Annotated in this window: 18 protein-coding genes; 8 read left to right on the forward strand and 10 right to left on the reverse strand. The window is 65.7% G+C overall.

Translation table 11 applies throughout. The annotated features are described in order from the left end of the window. Positions 1-43: 43 nt before the first annotated feature. Both IT430_10780 and IT430_10785 read left to right on the forward strand, forming a co-directional pair. On the forward strand, positions 44-1,513 hold the full coding sequence (locus tag IT430_10780; GenBank protein MCC6908416.1) for a hypothetical protein: 1,470 nt from the start codon (positions 44-46) through the stop codon (positions 1,511-1,513). A gap of 81 nt (positions 1,514-1,594) precedes the next feature. After that, positions 1,595-2,527, forward strand: a complete 933-nt coding sequence (locus IT430_10785) for a CDP-alcohol phosphatidyltransferase family protein (GenBank protein MCC6908417.1) — start codon at positions 1,595-1,597, stop codon at positions 2,525-2,527. Positions 2,528-2,538: 11 nt separating this feature from the next. On the opposite strand, the gene IT430_10790 is transcribed toward IT430_10785, so the two are convergent. After that, the gene (locus IT430_10790; protein ID MCC6908418.1) at positions 2,539-3,477 is read right to left on the reverse strand and encodes a glycosyltransferase family 2 protein; all 939 of its coding nucleotides are present in this window, start codon (positions 3,475-3,477) and stop codon (positions 2,539-2,541) included. A 79-nt stretch (positions 3,478-3,556) separates the two neighbouring features. Beyond that, complete coding sequence (locus tag IT430_10795) at positions 3,557-4,435, reverse strand: aminotransferase class IV (protein ID MCC6908419.1); 879 nt, start codon at positions 4,433-4,435, stop codon at positions 3,557-3,559. Between the two features lie 250 nt (positions 4,436-4,685). Here IT430_10795 and IT430_10800 point away from each other — a divergent pair, with 250 nt between their 5' ends. The 4 genes from IT430_10800 to IT430_10815 all read left to right on the forward strand — a co-directional run bounded on the left by IT430_10800 (position 4,686) and on the right by IT430_10815 (position 9,921). After that, the gene (locus IT430_10800; protein ID MCC6908420.1) at positions 4,686-6,158 is read left to right on the forward strand and encodes a hypothetical protein; all 1,473 of its coding nucleotides are present in this window, start codon (positions 4,686-4,688) and stop codon (positions 6,156-6,158) included. Between the two features lie 78 nt (positions 6,159-6,236). Continuing rightward, positions 6,237-8,267 (forward strand): beta galactosidase jelly roll domain-containing protein, encoded by a 2,031-nt coding sequence (locus IT430_10805; protein MCC6908421.1) that lies wholly within the window; start codon positions 6,237-6,239, stop codon positions 8,265-8,267. 83 nt (positions 8,268-8,350) lie between these two features. Then, positions 8,351-9,478, forward strand: coding sequence for an AAA family ATPase (locus IT430_10810; protein MCC6908422.1), 1,128 nt, complete (start codon positions 8,351-8,353; stop codon positions 9,476-9,478). A gap of 62 nt (positions 9,479-9,540) precedes the next feature. Continuing rightward, positions 9,541-9,921: a hypothetical protein gene (locus tag IT430_10815; GenBank protein ID MCC6908423.1), complete on the forward strand. Its 381-nt coding sequence runs from the start codon at positions 9,541-9,543 to the stop codon at positions 9,919-9,921. A gap of 71 nt (positions 9,922-9,992) precedes the next feature. Here IT430_10815 and IT430_10820 read toward each other — a convergent pair whose 3' ends face one another. Then, the gene (locus IT430_10820) at positions 9,993-10,382 is read right to left on the reverse strand and encodes a hypothetical protein (GenBank protein ID MCC6908424.1); all 390 of its coding nucleotides are present in this window, start codon (positions 10,380-10,382) and stop codon (positions 9,993-9,995) included. Positions 10,383-10,492: 110 nt separating this feature from the next. Here IT430_10820 and IT430_10825 point away from each other — a divergent pair, with 110 nt between their 5' ends. After that, on the forward strand, positions 10,493-12,208 hold the full coding sequence (locus tag IT430_10825) for a hypothetical protein (protein MCC6908425.1): 1,716 nt from the start codon (positions 10,493-10,495) through the stop codon (positions 12,206-12,208). A 129-nt stretch (positions 12,209-12,337) separates the two neighbouring features. Next, on the forward strand, positions 12,338-12,856 hold the full coding sequence (locus tag IT430_10830; protein ID MCC6908426.1) for an adenine phosphoribosyltransferase: 519 nt from the start codon (positions 12,338-12,340) through the stop codon (positions 12,854-12,856). Here the strand turns inward: IT430_10830 and IT430_10835 are convergent. The 7 genes from IT430_10835 to IT430_10865 form a co-directional block, all read right to left on the reverse strand. Further along, a complete protein-coding gene (locus IT430_10835) occupies positions 12,843-13,439 on the reverse strand; it encodes an RsmD family RNA methyltransferase (GenBank protein ID MCC6908427.1) in 597 nt (198 codons plus the stop codon). The genes IT430_10830 and IT430_10835 overlap by 14 nt on opposite strands. A gap of 38 nt (positions 13,440-13,477) precedes the next feature. Beyond that, complete coding sequence (locus IT430_10840) at positions 13,478-14,308, reverse strand: methyltransferase domain-containing protein (protein MCC6908428.1); 831 nt, start codon at positions 14,306-14,308, stop codon at positions 13,478-13,480. Further along, positions 14,305-15,348, reverse strand: coding sequence for a hypothetical protein (locus IT430_10845; GenBank protein MCC6908429.1), 1,044 nt, complete (start codon positions 15,346-15,348; stop codon positions 14,305-14,307). Before IT430_10845 ends, IT430_10840 begins: the two co-directional genes overlap by 4 nt. A 547-nt stretch (positions 15,349-15,895) precedes the next feature. Next, positions 15,896-16,882, reverse strand: a complete 987-nt coding sequence (locus tag IT430_10850) for an L-lactate dehydrogenase (protein MCC6908430.1) — start codon at positions 16,880-16,882, stop codon at positions 15,896-15,898. 219 nt (positions 16,883-17,101) lie between these two features. Then, positions 17,102-19,762, reverse strand: coding sequence for a phosphoenolpyruvate carboxylase (locus IT430_10855; protein MCC6908431.1), 2,661 nt, complete (start codon positions 19,760-19,762; stop codon positions 17,102-17,104). 132 nt (positions 19,763-19,894) lie between these two features. Next, positions 19,895-20,635: a zinc ribbon domain-containing protein gene (locus IT430_10860; GenBank protein MCC6908432.1), complete on the reverse strand. Its 741-nt coding sequence runs from the start codon at positions 20,633-20,635 to the stop codon at positions 19,895-19,897. Positions 20,636-20,659: 24 nt separating this feature from the next. Beyond that, positions 20,660-24,184, reverse strand: coding sequence for a PDZ domain-containing protein (locus IT430_10865; GenBank protein MCC6908433.1), 3,525 nt, complete (start codon positions 24,182-24,184; stop codon positions 20,660-20,662). Positions 24,185-24,226: the final 42 nt, after the last annotated feature.

Here is a 24,226-nt window from a genome sequence, read left to right on the forward strand (position 1 = left end):
AATTCTCTCAGCGGATATCCGGCTTCGCCTATCATGTTGAATCATGAAGACGAAGCAAATCCTCCGCGTTCTCTCCCGCTCCATCGCACTCGTTGCGGCCGTCACGTGCTCGCTCACGCTCGCGCCTGCGGCGCTTGCCCAGACGAAGTCGGGCGATCGCTACAACGACCTGATCATCGAATACCTCGCTCTCGAGCCGCAGGTCGCCGTGAACGAAATCGGCGACGGTCCGCAACGGCCGGAAGGCGACGAAGCGCGTCTCACGGCATTTCTCTTCAACCTGCGCGACTCGGAGGTCTACGCCGCGATCGACTGGGCTGGCGCCGCCGAGCGGCAGGAGATCGGCTACATCCAGCCGGGCGAGTCCAAGGCGGTGACCATCTCGATCGCCCCGGCGGACATCCCCTACGACCAGCCCATCATCGCGCAGGTCTACAACATGGAAGCGCACAAGCTCGAAGAAACCGATCGCGCCACGCTGCACGGCGAGAAGGCCATGCGCATCGCACTGCTCGTCGAGCGTCGCACCTGGGACGAGGGCAACAAGAAGTTCGGCTCCTTCACGCGGCACATGCGCGAGTCGTTCGAGGGCCTGCACAACCTGTTCGCGTCAACCTCGGCGCCCGAGGAGGCGGGGCTTGAGCGGCAGGCGATCACCGACCGCTTCCGCATCGAGCGCGTCGAACTTTTCGATCGTCCCGTCGAATCGACGGACACGCAGACCCGGCCGGCGATTTTCGATTCCCATCCGAACTACGACGTGGTCATCGCCTGCGATGAGAATGGCCCGCTCAGCGGCTACTGGCCGGAACAGCACTCCATCGGGTGGAATCTCTCGGCGGCGGGACAACCGGGTGGACTTACCTCCGACGCGGCCGAGGCCGATCTCTGGAAGTCGCTGCTGCAGTTCCGCGGCGTGCAGGATTACGCGGCGTACCGCATCGAAGCCGGCGCCCTGCCGGGTCGGTGGAACGAGGCGATCGAGGTGCCCGAGCCATTCGCCGGTGACCTGATGAACCGCCCGGGCCAGTCGCCTCGCGTCGGCGCGCTCGCCGCGGCGATCGCCAACAGCAAGGCGGGCATATCGCGATTGAATCCACCTGATGATCCAAAGAAGCCCTACGGCCACGTGTGGCGCTGGGTGCCGCCCAGCGTGAAGATGCGCGTCATCGACGCGGACGAGCAGCCTGTCGCCGGGCTGAAAGTCACGATCTTCCGCTCGATGCCGACTGCCGAAGGCTCGGCCACCCAGGGCGTGAGCGCCGAGCGCCCGCCCAATGGAACAACGGAAACGGACGCCAACGGTGAGGCCGTGATTCGCGGCGACTTCCTCGGCGCCCGCAGCGCATCGGACCAGCGCAGCCGCTGGCTGCTGGTCGAAACGCAAGACGGCGCTGGTGTGCGGCGCTTTGCGATTTTGTCGGGGCTCTGGCTGAATGCCGCCTACGCCGCCGGTTCGAAGGACGAGGCGCTCTGGACGGTGCGCCTGGACGAGATGCGCCGGATCAAGTAAGCTGCCACCGCCCGGTGGTGCCCGCTCGAGGCTGATACGATTCTGATCGTCAGGCGATCGGTTCGCCGGCCCGGTGGAATCATGCAGCGAACTCACCATGACATCCAGGATCCCTCCCGTCGCCGCCTGCGCAGAAGGCGCAAGCAGCGCCGCCGCCGCGCCAAGGCCGTTTCAGTACTGCCGTCGCTGTTCACGCTGGGCAATCTCATCGCGGGTTTCGCGGCGATCCACTTCGCCGCCAAGCCCCTGGCCGTGGCCTTCAACGTCGGCGAGGTCGAATGGACCACCCTCACCGTCGCCGGCCTGCTCGTGTTCTTCGGCATGTTCTTCGACGCGGTGGACGGCTATGTCGCCCGCCTCACGCGTTCGACCTCCGACATCGGCGCCCAGCTCGACTCGCTTGCCGACATCGTGACCTTCGGCGTGGCGCCGGCGTACATGACGCTGCAACTGGTGAGCAAATACTACTTTGACGCGGAAGACTACTACATCATCAGCCCGACGCGCGATGAGATTTTCGCCCGCGTGCTCTGGGCCATCGCGGCGGTCTACGTCGCCTGCACGGCGTTGCGCCTGGCGCGATTCAACGTCGAATCGGGTTCAGCGCTGGTCGAAGACCACATGATGTTCCGCGGCCTGCCCTCGCCGGGCGCGGCGGGGTGCGTGGTCAGCCTGATCGTGCTGCACCAGTTCTACGTCGAGGCGGCGGACTTCCCGTGGATGGCCCGCGTCACCGGCCTGGGCATGGCCTTCATTCTGCTGCTGTGCGGCCTGGCGATGGTCAGCCGCATGCCCTACGCGCACGTCATCAACATGTACGTGCGCGGGCGCAAGCAATTCCGATACCTCGTTCGACTCGCCATCATTCTGGTCTTTGCCGCATTTCTGCCAGTGATCGCGTTCGCCATTGCCTTTACCGCGTACGCGCTCAGCGCGCCAGCACGGGCGCTGCTGCGCGTCTGGTCAAAGCGGATGCGACACGCCGGCGTCCCCGCACCGGCGGAGTCGGCCTGACTGCGGCTGCATCAGCGCCGTGGCACCTTTTCGCCATCGAGATCCCGCCGGTTCACGACCGGCGCGTTCCACACGCGCCACATGTTGCGCCCCTGGAAGCGCAGGATCGACTTGAGGTGCGTCTTGAGGCGCGAATGAAACACGCCGCGTTCCTCGCGCTCGTAGAAGTGCGTCACCACGGCCTTGGGCTGATACCAGTTCTCGTAGCCGGCGCGCTTGGCCCGGAACGCGAGGTCGTAATCCTCGTACTGGTAGAAGTAGCCTTCGTCAAAGCCGCTGATGGAGCGGGCAACGCTGTTGCGCACGAGCATGGCCGCGCCGTAGACGCAGTCGATGGGCATGAGGTCATCATGGCTGATGTTCCGCATGTCCACGCGCGCCGGCACGCCGGTCCACTCGAAGAACCGGCGATACTTCGTGCCTTCGATGAGGATGTGGTGCAGGCGCGGGAACGGCCGGCAACTGAGTTGCAGCGAGCCGTTGCGGTAGACGAGTTTCGGCGCCACGATGGCCGCGGCGGGCCTGGTCTCGGCCGTGTCGATGAGCGTGTCGATCGCGCCGTCGTGCACGAGCGTATCCGAGTCGAGGATCATCGTGTACTTGGCGCTGCTGTTCCAGAACAGCCGGTTGCGCCCGCCGGCGACGCCGAGGTTCGAGCCGTTCTCGAGGATGTGCACGAACGGGTACTTCTCGCGAATCATTTCGCACGTGCCGTCCGTTGAGCCATTGTCCGACAGCAGGTACTCGTAGCGGTACTGCCGGCTCGACGAGAGGATGGAAGCGAGCAGGTCATCGATGAGTTGCTTGTCGCGATAACACAGCAGGCCGATGGAGACGTCAAAGTCGTAGCGCCGGCCATCGGGATCGGGCGCGCACTGCGGGCCGATGGCGCCGGCGGGGTCGGCGCGGCCGGGGAGGCTCGCAGGGGCGTTGGGCACTTCAACGGGCATGGGGCCGCTTTCGCTGTTATCGGTGAGCGGTAAGGATAGGCTGTTTTCCCGGTGCTATCGGCCATGGAGCCGCGGTGATTCAGCCGGAAATCGCCGTCTGCCACGCCTCGCGCAGGCGACGGGTGATCGGGCCCGGGATGGCGTCGGCGATGGCTTCCGCCTCCACGCCCACGACGGGGAGCACGCCCCAGCTCGAATTGGTCAGGAACGCCTCGTCGGCGTTCAGCAGGGCGTCGATGTCGAGCATCTGCCTGCCCGTGCCGATGTCCATCTCCGCGGCGGCGTCGATGATGAAGGCGCGAGTGATGCCCGGCAGGACCGGCGCATTCAGCGCGCCCTGCGCCTCCTCGCCGCGCGCAATCGGCGTGAGCAGCGTGCCGTCCTTGACTACAAACACGTTGCTCACCGAGCCGGACATGAGGTGGTTACTCACGCTGAACCACAGCGCCTCGGCCGCGCCGCTTCCGGCCGCCTGCTGCAGCGCCCGCAGGCGCGGCCAGTAGTTGAGCGTCTTGTGCCCCGCGTCCGGGTCGAGCGGATTGAGCCGCCCGTCGGCGATCGAAACCCGCACGCCGCGCTCAAAGAACGACTCCGGATACTCCGTCGCCGGCTGCGCCACGATGAGAATCGTCGGATCGACCGGCGCCTGATGCTGAGACTGCAGCAGGTTCAGATCGCCGCCGGTGATGGTCAGTCGGATGCGGCTGCGCGGCAGACCGGCCTCGGCGGCAACATGCTCCACCGCCTCAGCCAGAGCACCGGCGCGGAGCGAGTCGCTCAGGCGCAGCTGCCGGGCCGACCCGACGAGGCGTTGGAGATGCGCATCGACGCGGAACACGCGCGGCCCCACGCCGAGCATCGTCTCAAACAGCCCAATGCCATGCTGCAGCCCGGCGTCAAAGACGCTGATCGTTGCCTCATCGCGCTGCACGAACCGCCCGTTGAGCCAGACTCTCATACCGACGAGGTTAGGCGCGGCGGCGGACTGCGAAGGCGGGTCTCGTCCGCCTATGCTCAGTCCGGTTCGCCACCGCCTGGGCGGACAGACATTTCGTGGGTCTTTGAGCATGAATTACGCCGCGGGCGCATAGGCCACGCCGGCCATCTCGGCGGACAGATCCGTCACGCCGAGATCCGCCGCGCCGCCGACGCAGGATCAACCGCTCCGGCCGCCGTGCCGGGCAGCCGTGAATCAAAGGGCGACGAGGATGAGGATCACTGATCGACTGACCAGCGGCAAAGTCCTCCGCCGCATGCTGCTTGGCGTTGCGGTTCTCTGCCTCGCGCTCGGCGCGCTCGCGTTGAACTCACTTCGCGACTCCAGAGGCGTAGCGCCTTCGGCCCCCGTCAACTACCACGAAGCACTCTCGGCCCTGGCGACCTCCACCCAGCCCGGCGGCGGCGCGAATGGCTGGCCCGAACTCGCCGCCGCGCTTGAAGAGTTCAGCGAGATCCTTGAATCCGACATCGAGGGCATCGACGCAAACGCAGACGTTCTCCGATCGATTCGCAGGTTTGATCGCATTCGCATAGGGCCGTACGAGCCCCATCTGCCTGATCCGGAGCGACAACTCATCGACCTCGTTCGCTCATCTGGAGTGCTCGATCGCATCGACGCGGCGTTATCGAAGCCGCGCGTGGTGCGCGAGGACTATGGCGACCCATCCGTGATGATCATGAACATCCTGCTGCCCGAACTGCCTCAATCCAGAGACCTGGCGCGCCTCAACGCCGCGCTGATGCGCATCGCGGCTCAAGATGGCGACGGTGAGACCTTCATCGCCGCGATCGAGCGGAACCTGCGGCTGGCGCAGGCGATCTCCAGAGAGCCGCTTTTCCTCTCTCATCTCGTGGCGTTATCCATCGGCAGCCTCACACTGAGTGAGATCGGCTGGACACTTCAGGAGGCGACGCTCGGAGACGAGATTCTGGCGGCGGCGATGCGCAGCATTGAAGCGCACGCCGCGCTGAGCGACATCTCACTGGCCGTCGCAGGCGAGCGCCTGATGGTTCTTGACACGATTCAGCGATGTCACACGGACGATGGCCATGGAAGCGGCCTCTTTCTCGGCGAGGTCTTTTTCGAAGAAGTCTCGGATGACTTTGAGCCTCTGTATCGAGCGATGCAAGCTGTCGGCGAAGAGTGTCCCACGCGGCGGGAAACGACGCAAATGGCCCAAGACCACTTCGACTCCGTCGTTCGCTACGTGACCTCGTCCCGCCTCGAACGGGCAGCCGCGGACGGATACCCCAGCGACGCCGTCGAGACCCTGGGCCGCAGCCACTTCCTGCTGATGTCTATCCTCACGCCGATCGATCGGGGAGTGTGGAGTTACGACCAGTACGACATGACGGTGGCGGCCACTCGCATCATGCTGGCGCTGGATCGCTATCACCGCACCTTCGGTGACTTTCCCGACAGAATCGAGTCCCTCGTGCCGACGTTCATGGCTGAATTGCCCGTGGATCCGCTGTCGGGCAGCGCATTCGGCTACGTGAAGAGGGCTCCCACCGGCTCCGACTCACACCCGTATTGGCTCTACTCCTTTGGCGTAGATGGCATCGATAATGCCGGGAGAGACGTCGGAGAAAATGAGTCCGCGCGCGTCCTCCGGCCACAGCCCGGAGAGCCAAGCGGCCTTGACTACATCGTCAACCGATCCCGGCCGGCGCGCCAGTGAGTCACTGTCCCCGAGTAAGTCGATCGGCGGTCATAGCATCAGCGTGCCGGGCACGAGAACTCCCAGAAGCGAGACCCCATGAGCAATCATTCCATCGCATGCGTTGCAGCCGCACTGGCGTCAGTGTTCGCCGCCGGCATCGGGACCGCCGATGTGACCTTGCCCTCAATCATCTCGGACCACATGGTGCTGCAGTGCAACGCGCGCGCGAAGATCTGGGGCTGGGCTGATCCGGGCGATGAGATCGGTATCGCCCCTTCGTGGAGCGGCGCGACGCCGCAACGTGCAACCGCCGGCGCCGATGGCGCCTGGAGTGTCCAGATCGACACGCCCGCGGCCGGCGGGCCGCACACACTGCAGATCAGCGGCCCCGACAACGGCATCACCATCAGCGATGTTCTCGTCGGCGAAGTCTGGATCTGCGGCGGCCAGTCGAACATGGAATGGTCGGTAAATGCGATCGGCCCCGATGGAACAGACTACCACGGAACGCCCGCCATCACGGCCGGGGCGGATCATCCCTCGATCCGATTCTTCGACGTGCCCAACGTGCTGGCCGTGTCGCCCACTGAGGAGTGCGGCGGCCGGTGGGTTGTCTGCACGCCGGAGACGGTCGGCGAGTTCTCCGCCGTGGGCTACTTCTTCGCCCGCGCACTGCAGGACGAAATGAACATCCCCATCGGCCTCATCGGCTCCAACTGGGGCGGCACGCGCGTCGAGGCGTGGTTGAGCGAGCCCGAACTGCGCTCGCTCAACGTCTGCGGCGACGAACTCGACTTCCTCGCTCGCGTGCGGGCTCAGCCGGAACTGCCCGAGCGCCTGCTTGCCGAGCGCCGACTGTTGTGGTGGTCGCGGCTGCGCACGATCGACCCGGGCAGCGGCGAGGCGGCGGCGTGGCACGCGGAATCGCTCGATGACTCGGATTGGCAGCAGTCAGCTCTGCCAGGCGTGTGGGACGCCACACCCGCGGGCGCCTTCGACGGCGTCGTCTGGTACCGCTGCACCTTCGACGTGCCCGCGGGATCGGCCGGGCGCCAGGCGACGCTGCGCCTCGGCCCGATCGACGACATGGATACGACGTGGATCAATGGCGCGCGCGTGGGCGGCATGGAGACGGCCGGCACGTGGTATATCCCGTGCGAATACGACGTGCCCGCCGGCGTGCTGCGCGACGGAGCCAACTCCATCGCCGTGCGCGTCGTCGACACCGGCGGCGCCGGCGGCTTCGCGGGCGGGCAAGACAGCATGAGCCTCACCATCCACAGGCAGGGCGATGCGGCGACTGACACCGCCGACCGCATCTCCCTCGCCGGCGCGTGGCGCACCAGGCGAGGCGCGACCATGGAGCAACTCGGCGCCTTTCCCGCGGGCGCCGTACCGCACGCCAACTCGCCCAGCGTACTCTACAACGGCATGATTGCGCCGATCCGCCGCTTTGCGGTGCGCGGCGCGATCTGGTATCAGGGCGAATCGAATCGAAGCAACGCCTACGACTATCGCCGTCTCTTTCCTGCGATGATCGCCAATTGGAGGCAGGCCTGGGGCGCGACGCCCCAGCAGTTTCCGTTCTATTTCGTGCAGATCGCGCCGTTTGGCTACTGGGACGAGAAGGGTGAGACGCCCGTCGTGCGTGAGTCGCAGCAGTTGACGATGGACAGGGCGCCCAACACCGGGATGGTCGTCACGATGGATGTCGGCAACGTCGCCGATATTCACCCGCGCAACAAAAAGGCCGTGGGCGAGCGGCTGGCGCTGTGGGCGCTGAGCCAGACGTATGGCCGCAGCGTCGGCGAATACTCGGGGCCAATTTACGAGTCGATGCGCCGCACCGGCGGCCGCATCGAAGTGTCGTTCACTCACGCCGATGGGTTGAACTGGCGCGGCGACGAGCCCGTCGGCTTTCAGATCGCCGGACGCGATCGGCGCTTCGTGCCGGCGCAGGCCCGCATCGAAGGTGGCCGCGTCGTGGTGTGGTCGCCCGACGTCGCCGAGCCGGCCGCGATTCGATACGGCTGGGATGATGATCTTCAGCCGAATCTGTTCAATGTCGCCGGTCTGCCCGCCGCACCATTCCGCACCGACGACTGGCCCGTGGTTACGCAACCTTAGAGCAGGGGCCGCAGGACGATGTGAAACGCATGAGCGGGCGCCGCAGCGCGCCTGCCGCGCCGCACACTCGCTAGAATGCGGCTATGCGAGCAATCGTCACGGGCCAGGTCGGCATGGACAAGAAGGATTACCTCGACGCCGTGGTGCGGCGGTCCAGTGAGCAGGGCACGGCCATCGAGACGTTCCACGTCGGCGACATGATGTACGCCGAGGCGCCCGACGTCCGCCCCGGCCGCATCCTCGATCTGCCCCTGAGCCGCCTGCACGCCCTGCGCCGCAGCGTGTTCAAGGATGTCATGACCCAGTCCGCCGGAATGCGCCACATCATCGTCAATACGCACGCGACCTTCCGCTGGCGGCACGGCTTGTTCTCGGCGTTCGACTTCGACCAGATCCAGGCGATGCAGCCGGACATGTTCATCTGCCTCGTGGACAACATCGAAGTCGTTCACCATCGCCTGCACAAAGAGCACGACATCGACGCCACGATGAAAGACTGCATGGTGTGGCGCGAGGAGGAGATTCTCGCAACCGAACTCATGGCCCAGGCCGTCGGCTGCCGCGACCGGTTCTACATCCTCGCGCGCGGCCGGCACCAGGACACCGTGCGCTCGTGCGTGCAACTCATCACGCGCACCGACATGCGCAAGGTGTATCCCAGTTTTCCGATGAGCCACGTCTTCGACATGCCCGAAGTGCTCGCAGAGATCGACCAGTTCCGCGCGCAGTTGAGCAACCACTTCATCACCTTCGATCCTGGCGACGTGGATGAGAAGCTGCTGCTCGAGCGCGCCATCGAAGGCGCCCGCACAGGCAAGGACTTTCTCGAGGTCGAGCCGCATTCCTTCGGCGGGCGCAAGATCAGCGACGAACCGATCCGCGTACCGGTGCGGCAGGTGCTTGACATCGCCGGGGATGTGGACGGCCAGATCTACATGCGCGACTTCAAACTCATCGACCAGGCCGACATGATCGTCTCGCTCATTCCCGAACTGCCCGGCGGCATGCCGGGCCTGAGCAGCGGCGTCGAGCGCGAACTTCAGCACGCCTTCGAGCACACCAAAGAGGTCTACGTCGTCTGGAAGCCGAAGAAGAACCCCTCGCCGTTCATCACCGAGACCGCGACGAGAATCTTCCGCGACGTCCCCGAAGCCCTGAAGTGGTTCGAAGACAAGGGCATGTTCGCGCAGCGCGACCTGTTCGGCAACTGATTCGCGTCAGCGCCGCGGGCAACCGTCCACAACTCGTCCTGCGTGGCGCGGAGGACACTGACATGACCGAACTCGATCGCGCTTTCCACTTTGCCCGCTGCCTGCGGATGATCGTGGTTGTCGTGTGCCGCGGGGCTGCACTGGTCTCTGCTTCTGTCGCCGCGATGACGCTGATTCGCGGCGCGATGTGGTACTTCGATCGTCGCCCGATGATCAAAGCCGGTCTCGCGCCGTCGAGTGGTGCATTTCAATGGCTCTATCTTGGTCTGGAGCAATTGGCGCCGGCAGTTCTGCTTGTCCTGTGCAGTGGCTCTATCGCCCGCTGGCTCGTCCCGGCACCCAGGGCTGTATGTCTGCGCTGCGGGTACTCGACCGAGAAGCTCACCAAGCCCACTTGTCCAGAGTGCGGCGCGCCGGTGCCGACGGTGGACGAATCGCAATGATGACGACGGGCCGCGCTTCCTCTGCAGAAGCGCGGCCGGTCGGGGTGAGTGGATTTGCCGGTGGGCGTTGCTCAGGGCAGCAGTTCAACGGTGGAAGTATTGCAGGTGTCGATCGAAATCGCCTGGCTGTAGCCGCGGCAGGCGCCCGCCGGGAGGCGCAGGGCGTAGCTCGCATAGCCGAACTCGTCCGTATGGAAATTGATGAGCACGCGGATATGGCGCGAACTCAGCCCAAGCCGCGTGCCGGCGCAGGTGTAGCCACTGGGGATTCGGAGCGAGCCCGGCGCCGTCGAGAAGAGTACAGCGACGTTGCTCTCCGGCTCCCAGCCGGAGATGGTGAACGTGACCTCGCCCGGACAGGTGCCGGTCACGGAGAGGTCATCCGCCGCGGCACGTGATTCCAGGCCGACGAGCGCCAGGCACAAGGCCAGCACGGTGATGAGCGTGATTGAACGGGACATGATGGGATAACTCCTGGTCAAAGGGGTCTCGGTGCACTTGGAGGTTCGCCTCCAGTGACAGCTCGTAACCGCCAGGCCGAGTGGGCAGACGAATTCCCGGAGCACGCCCGGTGCACCGAAAAAAGCAGAATTCCAATGACGTGACCGTCGCGGCGGCCGTCTATCCTCCGGTCGAAATGGCCGCGTGGAGACGAATCCTGATCCTGGTTCTTGCACTGCTGCTCGCGCGGCCGGCGGCGGCTCAGCGCATCTGGGTCGTGGTGCACCGACCTGAGCTGGCCGATGTCGCGCAGCAGTGGGGCGAATTCCGCCGAGCGACGGGCTGGCAGGTGCAGGATCTCGACGCCGACTTCCTTGCGCCTTCCGACGCTGCACCCGAGCAGTTCGCGCGTGCTCTCCAGGCCGAACTGCGCCGACGCTTTGCAGCAGCGCGGACTTCGGGCGTGGCGGATGGCGATTTTGCTGTTCTGCTGCTCGGTCCGGTGGCCGACGCCGACGGCCGCCCGGCGATTCCCACCTGGCATCGGCCGCAGACTGACGCGGATCTCATCGGCCGTGATGGTCTGGCCGACATCGCCACCGACCTGCCGTACCAACTCGCCGATGATCTCGACGACCTGCCCGACTTTGCGCTGGGCCGGGTGCCGGCCCGCAGCGCCGACGAGGCGCTCGCGGCGCTCGACAAGGTGCAGCGCTACGAAACGCAGGCGCCCGGCGGGCCATGGCGCCGCCGGCTGACCTATCTCGCCGGCGAGGGCGGCTTCGGTGCGATTGACGCCTTGCTCGAGCGCCTGTTCATCAACATGCTCGATCAGATCGTGCCCTACGATTTTGACGTCAACATGACGTACGCGAACCCGCGCTCACCATACTGCGCCCCGCCCGAGCGCTTCAGCCAGGTCGTGCTTGATCGGCTCAGCGAAGGCGCGCTGCTCGTCAACTACATGGGCCACGGCCAGATCGGCATGCTCGATCGCTTCACGATTGGCCTCAATCGGTACGACGTGTGCAGCATCGATTCGCTGCGCCAACTCAAGGGCAGCGGCAATCGCCTGCCCATTGCCCTGCTCGTCGCGTGCTGGACGGGGCGCGTCGATCTCCCGGCCGAGCGCCGCGGGCTGGGCGAGATGATGCTCTTCAACCGCAACGGGCCGGTCGCCGTGATCGCGGCGACGCGCATCAGCCATCCGTATGCCAACGCGCTGGTACAGAAGGGTTTCACGCAGCAGTTATGCGAGCGGCGCCGCGCCAGCGTAGGCGCTGCGCATCTCGCGGCGATGCGTCAACTGGCCGGGCCCGACGAGATCGATCGTCAACTCGAAGGGCTTGCCGCGCCCATCGCCGTGGCGATGAAGTGGAAGAGCACGCCGGGCCAGTTGAGGCTCATGCACATGGGCATGTACGGCTTGCTGGGCGATCCGGCGACGCGCATCGCCTATCCGCCGACTGACGTGGTTGACTGGAAGTTCGACGCACCGAACGCGCGTGTCGCCGGCCGCGTCGCCGAAGCTCGCGGCGGCGAGGCGGTCATCACCATCGAAACGCGCCGCGAGACAATCCCTCGTCTGAGCGAAATGCGGCTGACCGCGGGCGTGGGCGGCGAGGTGCTCGACGCCGCACGCGAGAGCAACTACCAACTCGCCAATGACAAGGTCCTCTGGCGCACCGCCGTGCCACTCGACGACGCCGGCCGCTTCGCGGCCGCGCTGCCGCGCGAAGTGCTCAGCAATCCAGCTGCAGCCTGGATCAAGGTGTACGTCACCGCCACGGACGCGACCGGAGCAGTCGCGGATGCCTGCGCCTCGGCACGCCTCTCGCCAGAATGAGGCGTCTGTCCGAGGTCGCCCGCTGCGGCGCGGCGACATTCCTGCGCCGCTCCGGCCTCGAGCAACTTGCCCTGACAACACGCACATCGCCTGCCTCGCGGCTACACTGCGCTCATGTCCGAGCCTGCCATGCTTGATCTGCGTTCGCTCATCCGCGACGTCCCCGATTACCCGATCCCCGGCATCCTCTTCAAGGACATCACGCCGCTGCTGCGCGATCCCGCCGGCCTGGCGCTGGCCGTCGAACTCATGGCCAACCCGTTCCGCGGCCAGGGCATCGACGCCGTCGTCGGCACCGAGTCGCGCGGCTTCATCTTCGGCACCGCCATCGCCCAGGCCTTGTCATGCGGCTTTGTACCCATCCGCAAGGCCGGCAAGCTCCCGCGCGCGACGCACCAGGTCGCCTATGGCCTCGAATACGGCAAAGACACCGTCGAAGTCCACGTCGATTCGCTCAAGCCGGGCGAACGCGTCGTGCTCGTGGATGATCTGCTTGCCACCGGCGGCACACTGAAGGCGTCGTGCGATCTCATCCGCCGGCTGGATGCCGAGATTGTCGCCATCGCGGTGCTCATCGAACTCGTCGAACTCCGCGGCCGCAACCTGATCGACGACCCCAGTCTCGTCCACGCCGTCATGGAGATGTAACCGGACCCTCGGCCGCCGCCGGCTGGAACAAGTGCACCGCCATGCTGTTGTACTCGTGCGTTTCGGGCCCGAGCAGTTGCGGATGCTCAAATCGCGGATCTTCGAGCGGCCATGCGGAGCGCAGCACGAGGTAGCCCGCCGGATCCATGTGCGCCGCCAGCCTCGACATCTGCTCGAGAAGCCGCGACCGCTGCGTCGGATCTTCAGTGAGCGCATAGGGCGGGTCGAGAAAGATCACGTGTGGGGACTTGCGCAAACGCGCCGGGAGGGCGGGGCTCAATGCATCGCCGATCACCACGTCGCACCGGTCCTTCACGCCGAGGGTTTCGATGTTGCTTGTGAGCGTCCTGGCGCAGATGCGGCTCTGCTCGACAAACAGGCAGTGGGCCGCGCCGCGGCTGATCGCCTCGAGCCCGATCCCTCCCGCACCGGCGAAGCAATCAACGACCGGCACATCCTCGAAATGGCCGCGCAGCAGGTTGAACATCGCTTCCTTGACGCGATCGGTGATCGGCCGCGTCGGAATGTGCTCGGGCGGCGAGGCGAGGTGGCGGCTGCGAAATTCTCCGGCGATGATGCGCATGGCTTTCGAATTCTCGGTGCTCTGTCCCGACAGCGCCGCTATGGATCAACGCGCCGGGCGACAATGCTCAGCATCGGCGGCGTCAGAAACGCGCTGGCCGGATCGGCGGTGCAGTCGGTCCAGTGCTCATTCCACTCATCGGCCTCGGCGCGCGTGATCAGGCCCATCTCGACGAGTGCCGGCAGGTAGTTGGCGAAGAAAGTCGTGGGCCACTGCCACAGCGCCGTCTCCGGCCGCGCCGCCCGCACCAGAGGGTCGATGCGAACGATTTCGAAACCCGCCTGCTTGAGCATTCTGGGCAGGCGCTTGCCGATGTCCGGGTCGCCGCCGCGCATTCGCCAGCTCTGATCCACGGCTTCGACGACCTTGCGCACGACGGGCTTGCTCGGGCAGACAGCCAGCCCGCGGTAGTAGTAGTAATCCTGCAACACGAACATCCCGCCGGGCTTGAGCGCCCGCGCCACGCCCTGCACGACCTTCTCCGGCTGGCTGACAAAGCACAGCACCCAGCGCACATACGCCCCGTCGAACGACGCCTCGGGCAGGTCCATGGCCTGAACGTCGCCAACCTCCGCCTCAACATGCGACATTCCGATGGCCGCAGCGCGAGCGCGCAGGTAGTTGATGAATCGCTCGGAGGTGTCAATGCCGAGCACACGGCCCTTGGCGCCGACGAGTTGGGCCAGATCGGTCGTCGCATATCCCGGGCCGCAGCCGACGTCGAGCAGGTGCTGGCCCGGGCGGAATTGCGCCGCCTCCCAGGCCTCGGCGGCCTGGCGCGACCAGAGGCGATGCTGGAACCCCAGCCGCAGCAGTTCGGCATCCTGCGTACCCAGCACGTATTCATTGCGTTCGCGCGTCGTATTCATGTGGAGGCGTGTTCGGGTGAGGGTTCGGGCGCCGGCGGGGTGGTCTGCTCCCGGCCGTCCTCGGCGGTCCATTCATCGATGAGCGGCCGGCCGTCGAGCAGCCGCCGCAGGTTCTCGCACACGATGGTCGTCGCGCGCTCCCAATAGCGCGGGCTCACGCTGGCCACCCGCGGCGTAATCAGGACGTTGGTCATCCGCCACAGCGGCGAACTCTCCGGCAGCGGCGCCGAATCGAACGAATCCAGCCCCGCGCCCGCCAGGCGATGCCGCGCGAGCATCTCGGCCAGCGCTGCGTCATCGCACACGCGGTTGTGGCTGACGTTGACGAGAAACGCGGACTTCTGGCAGTTCTCAAGCAGCGCCCGGTTCAGCACCACGTTTCGGACCGCCGTAGGCGGCACCGCGAGCACGATCACGTCGCTGCGGCCGATGAGTTCATCCATCCGCTCGGGCGGCAGCATCTCATCCACGCCGCTCATCGGATTTTCGAGGTCTCCCAGGGTCGCGATGATCTCCACCTCGAACGGGCGCAGACGCTTGGCGATGGCCCGGCCGAGCGTCCTCATGCCGATGATGCCCACCGTCATCCCCTCGAGGTCCGCGATCGACTTGGACAGTTCGTGACTCGCCCAGGTGTGGTCGAGCTGGGCGGTGAACGCGTCGTTGAGACGCCGCACGAGCGCGAGTATGAGCATCACCGCATGCTCGGCGCGCTGCGAGGCCTGGATGGTCGACGCCGTGCACAGCCGAACGCTTGACGCCGTGAGTCGTGGCAGTTCGACGCGCAGATCGGGCGTCGTGCTCGTGAGTTGAATCCACCGCAGGTTGCGGCCGTGGCGGAAAAAGTCCTCGTCGCTGAGCGGAAACCCGACGAGGTAATGCGTCTCGGGCAGCAACGTGAGAAGTTCGGCCCGGCTGTCCACCGCCCGCACGCGCACGCCCTGACTGCAGTCCGCGATCTGCTGGACCAGCGCCGCGGGCAGCTTCCAGCCCGACGACTCGCTGTAGACGGCAATGGTGAGATTGGCGGTGTTCGGCATGGCCGGCGCTGACTCAAAACCCCTGAAACCGATCTTAGCCCGCCCGGCTCGGAGCGTCGGTGATCCTCGACCGGGCCAGCGCGGCCTCGCTCGCAACGGTGGAAGATGGATCCGACGATGGCCCGCAGATAGCGGAACCTCACGCAGAGGCGCAGGGACCGCAGAGAAGACTCACCTTCTCTTTCGTTCGCGTCGCCAGCCGCCTGCGATGATGCCTTGCGAAACGGTCATGAACAGAGCGAGCACGCTGAACCACATCGACCACGACTGATTCCTGAAGGCGAGGGCCGACTTTGCAGGATTCCTTGGAAGGTGCAATCCAACCCACGTCAAGTAGATGTACAATGGCGTGATGAAGACACAGACCGCGAGCCAGAACAGGGCGATACGGCCGCGAGCGTAATGCGATGAGATTGAGATCATGATCCCAATGATTGATAATCCGATGATGCACGGCGGCGAGTGCAGCATTTGTCAGGCTACTGAGCATCATTCGTCCAATGGCTCGGCTCTTCTCTGCGATCCCCGGGACTCTGCGTGAGCCTTCTCAGGATTTCGCCACCCGCCCATACGCCTCGCGGATCACCCGCACACTTTCACTGAGTCCCGCCTTCTCGGCGTCGTTCATGGGGACCTCGAGCACGACTCGATTCACACCCTCGCGGCCGACAACGGTCGGCAATGAGAAGCACGTCGGACCCTCCATCATCACGCCCGGCGGCGCCTGGCCGTGGACGCTGCCCGCCGTCAGCACGGCCCTTTCATCGCGCAGAATCGCCCGGCACAGTCGAGCGACGGTCAAACCGATGGCCGAATCGGTCGCGCCCTTGCCGGCGATGATCTCCTGCGCTGCGCCGCGCACCGATTCAAAAATGCTCACGCGATCGCGCACGTTCAGCGGGCGCTTGCCGCGCGGTTCGTAGAGGTGCAGCGGCGTGTGGCCGACGGTGGCCGAAGACCACAGCGGCAGGCTTGAATCGCCGTGCTCGCCGACGATCGACGCGTGCACGCTGCTCACGGCCACGTCGAGGCGCGCCGCCAGCAGCGAGCGGAAGCGCGAAGAGTCGAGCACCGTGCCCGAGGCGATCAAGCGGCTCGGCGCAAAGCCGAGCGGCGCGGCGACGGACTGCGCCACCATCGTCATCACGTCCACCGGATTGGTCACCATGAGGATGATCGACTGCGGGGCAACTTCAACCACGCGCGGGATCATGTCGCGCAGCATCGTCGCGTTGATCTCGGCGAGATCGAGGCGGCTCTGGCCCGGCTTCTGCTTCACACCGGCGGTGATGACGACGATGTCGCTGTCCGCCGCCGCATCGAGATCGCCTTCGACGATGTCGCAGGTCGGAACAAAGGTCAGGCCGTGCTTGAGATCAAGCGCCTCGGCATGGCGCCTGGGCCGGTCGACGTCAATGAGCGCCAGCCGATCGGCCACGCCCTGGATGAGCATGGCGTACGCGGAGGCGACGCCCACGCGCCCCATGCCGATGACGGCGATGCGGCTGGAACTTGAAGATGATTCGCGACTCACCGCCGGGACTCCTGAAATGGTCCCGCAATCGTAGGAACCGCCGTGCGAAACGCGCGACGGGCTCGGGTGCCGTCGTCAGGAGGGAGGCTTTGCGACCGGATGACCACGCGGTCGCGCGTTTTCCGATCAGAGCTAGTTTGAATGACTATCGCGCGCTCGCGTGGCCTGCGCTCCCAGAGCCTCGCTTAGACCACGGCACCCTCTTATCCAATCGATCACTCACCCCGTACTTTGCATCGCCGCGGCCAGCGCGTTGACGCTGAGGAGGATAACGCTTCGCAGGCTCGGGCGATCCTCGTCGCCAGCCTCGCGCCAGCGGCGCAGCAATTCGACCTGAAGCGCGTTGATCGCATCCGTGTCGCCGTTGCGCTGGGCTATGGATTGTTGAATAACGGGGTTGTTGTCGAGCAGCGCCGCCTGCCCGGTGATCGCAAGAATGGCGCGACGGGCCAGTCCAAACTCCTCGGCAAGGCGCTGATGGAAGCGCTCGCCGTCCGCTCCCGCATACCAGCGGGCCACGGGCAGGCGGGCCCGGGCCATTTCCTGCTGCGCGTTGTCGATCAATGCGCGGAAGAGGCCGCCAGCTGCATATGCGGCGCGGCACTGCTCCAGGTTCGACGCGTCGTGCAGCACCCACTTCTCGAACGCGCTGCCGATGCCGAACCAGCCGGGCGCGTTGTAGCGCATCTGCGTCCAGGCGAACACCCACGGGATGGCGCGGAGGTTGTCGAATTGCACGTCGCCGCCGCTGCGCGAGACCGGGCGCGAAGCGATGGGCAGTTCGCCGATGTGGAGCACGGGCGAGTGCTCGACGAACCACGGCCAGAAGTTGGAATCATCGATCAATTGCCGGTAGGCCTCGCGCGACGTCGCCGCAAGTTGCTCCATGAGAGGTTCGACGCCGTCGCGGGCGTCGCCCGCGCCCCCGGGCGCCGCGGCGAGGATCATCGCATTAGTAATCTGCTCGAGGTGCCGGTGCGCGATAGCCGGCATGGCGTAGCGGAATGAAATCACCTCGCCCTGCTCCGTAAACCGGATGCGGCCATTGCGGCTGGCGGCAGGGCTGGCGAGGATGGCTCGGTGGGCGCGTCCGCCGCCGCGCGCCACCGTGCCGCCCCGGCCGTGAAAGAAGCGGAAAGACACGCCGGCGGCGCGGCAGGCGCGGGCCAGTTCATCCTGTGCGACGTGGAGGCGCCAGTTGGCGACCCAGTAGCCACCGTCTTTGTTGCTGTCGGAGTAGCCGAGCATGATTTCCTGGAACCCGCCACGCGCTAATAAATGCCTCGCATAGGCAGGCTCAGCGAAGAGTGCTCGCATCAGATCAGCCGCCCGGCCAAGGTCATCGACGGTCTCAAACAGCGGCGCGACGTCGATGGGGCACTCCACGCCTCGCTCGAGGATGGTCCATAGCCCAACCTCGCGCAGCAGAACGAGCACTTCGAGTACATCGCTCACATCATGCGTCATGCTGATGATGTACGAGCCAATCGATTCAGGCTCGCGGGCCGCCGCTTCGGCCATGACCTGCAGCGTATCCAGCAGTTCGCGCGCCGGAGGCGACAGGGCGCTGCCTGGCGCCAGCAGCGGACGGGCCGTCTGCAGCTCGCGGCGGAGCAGCGCCAGGCGCGCCGGCTCGTCGAGCGAGGCGTAGTCGTCTTCTACACCGGCGGTGCGGAACATCTCGGCCACGACTGCTTCGTGCACGCGGCTGTGCTGGCGGATGTCAAGCGCGGCCAGGTGCAGGCCGAAAGTCCTGGCACGGATGATCGCATCGGTCAGCGGGCCGCGCGCCGCCACTTCGTGAAGACCCGCGTGGCGGAGCGACCGCTGCAGCAGAAGAAGATCTTCAACCAGCGCCGCCGCCGTGTAGTGCGGCTGGCTCAGGCGCATCAGCATATGGCGGATCTTGACGCGCAGCGGCTCGTGCTCGATGTGGCGCACGAGGCTGGGCTCCAGCGGCGCTTCCCGTTCATCACGCGCGATCGACTCGAGCAATTCAGGCGCGATCGGCACGCGATGGTCCGAGACGCTCAGGTCCTGGCGCAATTGCTCAAGCGCCTGCGCATGGCGATCGGCTGCGGCGCGGCGCATCTCCTCCAGCGCCCGGCGCGTCAACTCAGCGGTAACGTTCGGATTGCCGTCGCGATCTCCGCCGATCCACGTGCGATAGCGCAGCAGGACGGGCAGCTCGGGCGATTGGCCGAAGTACTCATCAATCGCGTCGGCCAGATCACGATAGAGCACGGGCACGGCCTCCCAGATCGTCCCGGCGAGGTAGTGGATGCCGTTGCGCACTTCATCGATCACATCAAGCCGGCGCGAACGCACTTCATCCGTCGCCAGCAGCAGCGACAGCGTCTGGCGGATGGCGCTGCGGGCCCGCTGCTGCTCGACAGGTGTGCTGTCGGGCGCACTTCTGATCGCGAGCAGATCGGCGATGCGCGCCTGCTTGTTCATGATGCTGCGCCGACGCGACTCGGTGGGGTGGGCCGTGAGAGTCGGCTGAATGTCCAGGCCGCGCAGCGTTGCCAGGAGCTGATCGAGCGTCACCTCGCGCCGCGCCAGGGTAGAGATTGATTCATCCAGCGACTCAGCGCGGGGCTGCTCAGGCGTCGCCTTCTGCTCACGCCGGCGGTTGATGCGCGCGATCTGCACCTGCTCAGCCTTGTTGCGCAGATGAAAGCGGATGGTAAGCTGCTTGAGGGCGAAGTGGATTTCGCTCTCGCTCAGATCGGCCAGCGATGGATCCACCGCGCCTGTTTCGATCATGCGGGCGGCCGCCGCGCGAATGTGGCTGATGCGCCGATCGCGTGATCCCGCCTCCACCTCGTCAAGCCGCGCGTTGAGCCAGGTGATGTCCGCAGTGAGTGGCGAAGTCATGTATGACGGTAGCGAAGGGATCGGGGCGCGTCCCGATGCTGTGGCACGGCGTGGGACATCGGCGACAAATCGGCGCCCAGGCGCGCGTCACTCCACGTAAGACAACTTTCGCCGAGCCTGTCGGGATCAGATTCATACCGACGACACACGTCTGCATTCCATACCGCACTCGGGGCAGCGATCGGATGTTGAACGCAAGTCGTAGCCGCAGGCGGAACAACGACCTCGGAATGCGCGCCAGACTCCGCGTATCGGCCACGCGAGCCACAGCAATACTCCCGCGAGCAGGCCGAAGAGGATTGAGTCGGCGAAGAACCCGGGAAGGACTGGCTTGTACCCGAGGATGCGACGACTGAGATGAGTGCCGCGAGGGAACCAACCAATGTCGATGCCGTATCCCACGGTAATCGGATCGACCGAGAGATCGCCCTCCCACGGTGCGTCGATCGTGTTCATGAGCGCGAGGAACGGCCAGCCGCGCGCCATATCGGTGCGAATCTGCAGCGCCCCACTCGTTGCCGCGACTCGATCCTGCCGGAATCGACTCCATGCCGGAAGATCGTGCAGTCGATCAACCTGATAATCAACATCCTCGGCAAGGATGTCGCGAGGCCCCATCAAGTCGATCTCAGTGTACGCCACGCTGCCGAAGCCGTACTCGCGCAGGACGATGCTGACTGGGGTAGGCGATCCGGTGACTCCCGTAACTTCGTACTGATCCGAGCCAAGTGGATCCACCCACCAGGCGCACATCCAACTGACCAGCACTGTCGCGACCATTCCAAGGACAAACAGCACCGCACAGGTGAAAGTTGAGGGCGTACGCCCGAAGGTTCGCTGCAACTCGCGAATGTACGCTCGGACTGCTGTCATCAGTTTCTCGCTTACTTCGCAGCCCTACTTCCTCCGATTGTCCGGGCTCGCCTTCACCGGCTTGCGCGGCTGGGGCGGAACCTCGACGGGCTCTTCGGCGATGCGTTGCAGCAGATGCTCGATCGCCACGTCGAGCTGGGCGTCGGCGCCGTTGAACGTCTCGTGCGGCGGGTTGTCCACGATGATGTCCGGCTCCACGCCGCGACCCTCGATGAGCCACTCGCCCTCGGGGCCGTACACCCCGAACTCCGCCGCGGTGGCGATGCCGGTATCGACGAGCGCGTTGCTGCTGCTCAGCCAGATCTCGCCGCCCCAGGTGCGGGTGCCGATGACCTTGCCCAGCCCGAGCCGCCTGAAGCCCTCGGCGAACGCCTCGCCGTCGGATGCGGTCGATTCATCGCACAGCACGACCATATGCCCGTGGAAGGCGTACTGCATGTTCCACGCCGTCTCACCGTGGCGACCGGACCAGTACATCCACGCGCGGCGCATCAACTGACCGAGGATCCACGAGTCGATGTTGCCGCCGGTGTTGTGGCGCACGTCGATGATCAGGCCCTTGCGATCGAAGACGGGGAAAAAGTCGCGCGTCCACTGGCCGATGTCGCCGCCGCCCATCGAGCGCAGGTGCACGTAGCCGATTTCGCCATCGCCTTGTTCCTGCACCCGCTGGCGGCGGGTGTACTCCCACTCGTCGTAGCGCAGGTTGCGTTCGGCCTGCGAAGGGATCGGCTGGACTATCACATCGCGCTCGGTCGTGGCGTCGCCATCCTGGTGCACGACGCGGAGGCGCACCTGCTGGCCGGCCTTGTAGCGCAGCAGCGAGGCAAGATTGGCCCCAGGGTCGGCCAGCGACACGCCGTTGACCATGGTGATGAGATCGCCCTCGACTACGTCAACACCCGGCTCGTCGAGCGGGCTGCGCGACGACGGTTCATCGGGATCGGTCTCGTAGATGTGCTCGACTCGCCAGCCGCCGGCTTGCGCGTCGCGCACGAGGCGCGCGCCGAGTGTGGCGATGCCGATGCTCTCTTCGCCGCGGCGCAGATCGCCGCCGTAGACGAAGATGTGCAGAGCCGAGACCTCGCCGACCATCTGCGCCAGCAGGTCGCTCAGCTCGGCGCGCGTGGTGACGCGATCGACCAGCGGCAGGTATTTCTCGCGCATGGCCTGCCAGTCCACGCCATGCATGCCCGGGTCGTAGAAGTAGTCGCGCTCGAGGCGCCAGGCTTCGGTGAACATCTGCCGCCACTCGATGCGCGGGTCGAAGTTGAGCGCCCAGCCGCTGAGATTGACTTCGTTCTCGCTCTTGAGCGCGGCGCTGGCGCCGGCATCGACGACGTAAAGCGTCGAACCTTTGCGCAGCAGGATCTTCTTGCCATCTTTGGAGAGTTCGCCCATCGACACGCCGCTGGCGAATGTCTCAGGCTTGGGGCTCTTGTTGGTGATGCTCATCGTCTTCATCTCGGGTTGCTGGTCCGGCCCGGGCGGGCGCTCGAACCAGTAGAGCCGCTCACCGGCGATGAACAGTCCGGACATGTTCGCGGCGGCCACCGGCGCTTCGTACAGCCGCTCGGCCAGGCCGTCCCAGACGATGGTGAACGGCTCTTCCTCTTCCTTCTCGTCGGCATTGTCCTCTTCGGCTGGCTCCTGCGGACTCTCGGCAGGCGGCTCGGCCGTTTCGTCCTGCCGGGCCGGAGGATCGACGACTTCATCGGGCTGCTCAGTGGGCGCCGGCTGCTCCTGCTCTTCCTTTTTCTGCTCCTTCTCCTGCTGTTTCTTCTGCTTCTTCTCCGCCTCCTCCTGCTTCTTCTCTTCCTTGATCAGTTCGTTGTCGGGCGCGAAGGGTGAGCGCTGATCGAGCCCCAGCGCGAGGTAGTAGATCTTCGTCGTCTCGGGAAAGTACGGCTGCGGCGAGCGAGGACCCCAGGGCGAGCCGGTCCACGAGCGGAACGTGCGATCCGAGAGGAAATAGAGGCACTTGCCATCTTTGCTCCACGCCGGGCTGTAACTGTCGTATCGATCGCTCGTCACATCATGCACGGCGGCGCCTGTCACGTCGTAGATCTTCACCTGCTGAAACGTGTTGGGCGCCAGCGCGGAGTAGGCGAGATAGCGGCTGTCGGCCGACCAGGTCAGACCCGTGAACGCATCCCAGAAGCTGTCGGTGATTTCATCGATGACCTTGTCCTGCCCTGTCTCGAACTCGTAGAGCCACAGACGCTGCTTTTTGTCGTGGTGCGCAAGGTATTTGCCATCCGGCGAGGGCACGCCCTCCCAGCGAAGAATCTCAGCGCCGCTGGTGAGCTGCTTGCTTTCGCCGAGGCCGTTGGCGGGATACGTCCAGAACTCGACTTCTCCGGATTCATCGCTGAGCGTGAGCACGCGATCGCCATCGGGCAGGAAGCGGGCGTCGCGGTGCCGGGCGCTCTTGTCGCGGGTGATCGTCATGAGCCGGCCGGGACCGACGGGCGCGACGAACACCTCGCCGCGCGCCGTCAGCGCGACGCGATCGCCGTCGGGCGAAATGTGCGCCGCCGTCAGGTAGTCCATCGGCGAAGTGACCCAGCGCTCGCGCTGCTGATCGAAGTCCGAAGTCAGACCGATCGCGATGAGCGCGTCGGCGCCGTTAGCGAGATCAAGCGCGCGAATGTCGGCGCCGAGTTGATAGACGATGTGCGTGCCGTCGCACGAGGGTTCTTTCACATCCCAGCCGACGTGGCGCGTGTGCTGTTGCATGTCGCCGCCATCGGGCTTCATGGACCAGATGTTCATCGTGCCATCGCGATCGCTCGCGAAGTACACGCGGCCACGGGCCCACATCGCGTCGCGGCTCGTGCCGTCGTAGTCGGCCGTGAGCGGCGCCGCCTCCTCATCGCCGAGGTTGTAGCGCCACAGGTCCTGGGCGGTGCCGCCCGCGTAGCGCTTGGTGTGGCTGCCCTGGAAGGCAAAGCGCGTGAAGAAGAGCGTCCGGCCGGCCTCGTCGAAGACGCCCTGCGAAGCCTGGGCCAGGGGCAGGAGCGTCACTTCGAGCGACTCCGGATCGACCGTCGCCAACTGGTGGCCGGGCAGTGTGGAATAAGCCGACGTGCGGTACATCACCTTGCCATCGCGCGTCCAGCCCACGACGTAATCGCGCATGCCGTCAAAGGTCAGCCGCGTGGGCAGGCCGCCGGTCGCGGGCATGACGTAGACCTCGGTGGGCCCTTCGTATTGCGCGGTAAAGGCGATCCACTGTCCGTCGAAGGAGATGGCGGGGTTGGTCTCGTCACCGTGATGGGTCGTCAGTCGCCCGGCCCGCCCGCCCGCCAGCGGCACGGACCACAGATCACCCTCCGCACAGAAGACGAGCAAATCACCCCGCACCGCCGGGTATTGGTAGTAGCCCACGGGCGCCTGCTCGACGCGCTGCGGCGCCGAAGTCACCTGCGCCGTCGTCGCCGCGGCGTCCTGCACACCGGCCCGCCCGCGCTGGGCGCAGGCGACGTTGAGCAGGATCAGCAGGCTGCACAGAAGGCTCTTCAAGCCGGCGGATTCGTTGAGATTCATCGAGAGGTGCTCCACTGACGACATTTCCATGGCGATGCGATG

The sequence above is a fragment of the Phycisphaerales bacterium genome, assembly GCA_020852515.1.
Classification (GTDB): Bacteria; Planctomycetota; Phycisphaerae; order Phycisphaerales; family UBA5793; genus UBA5793.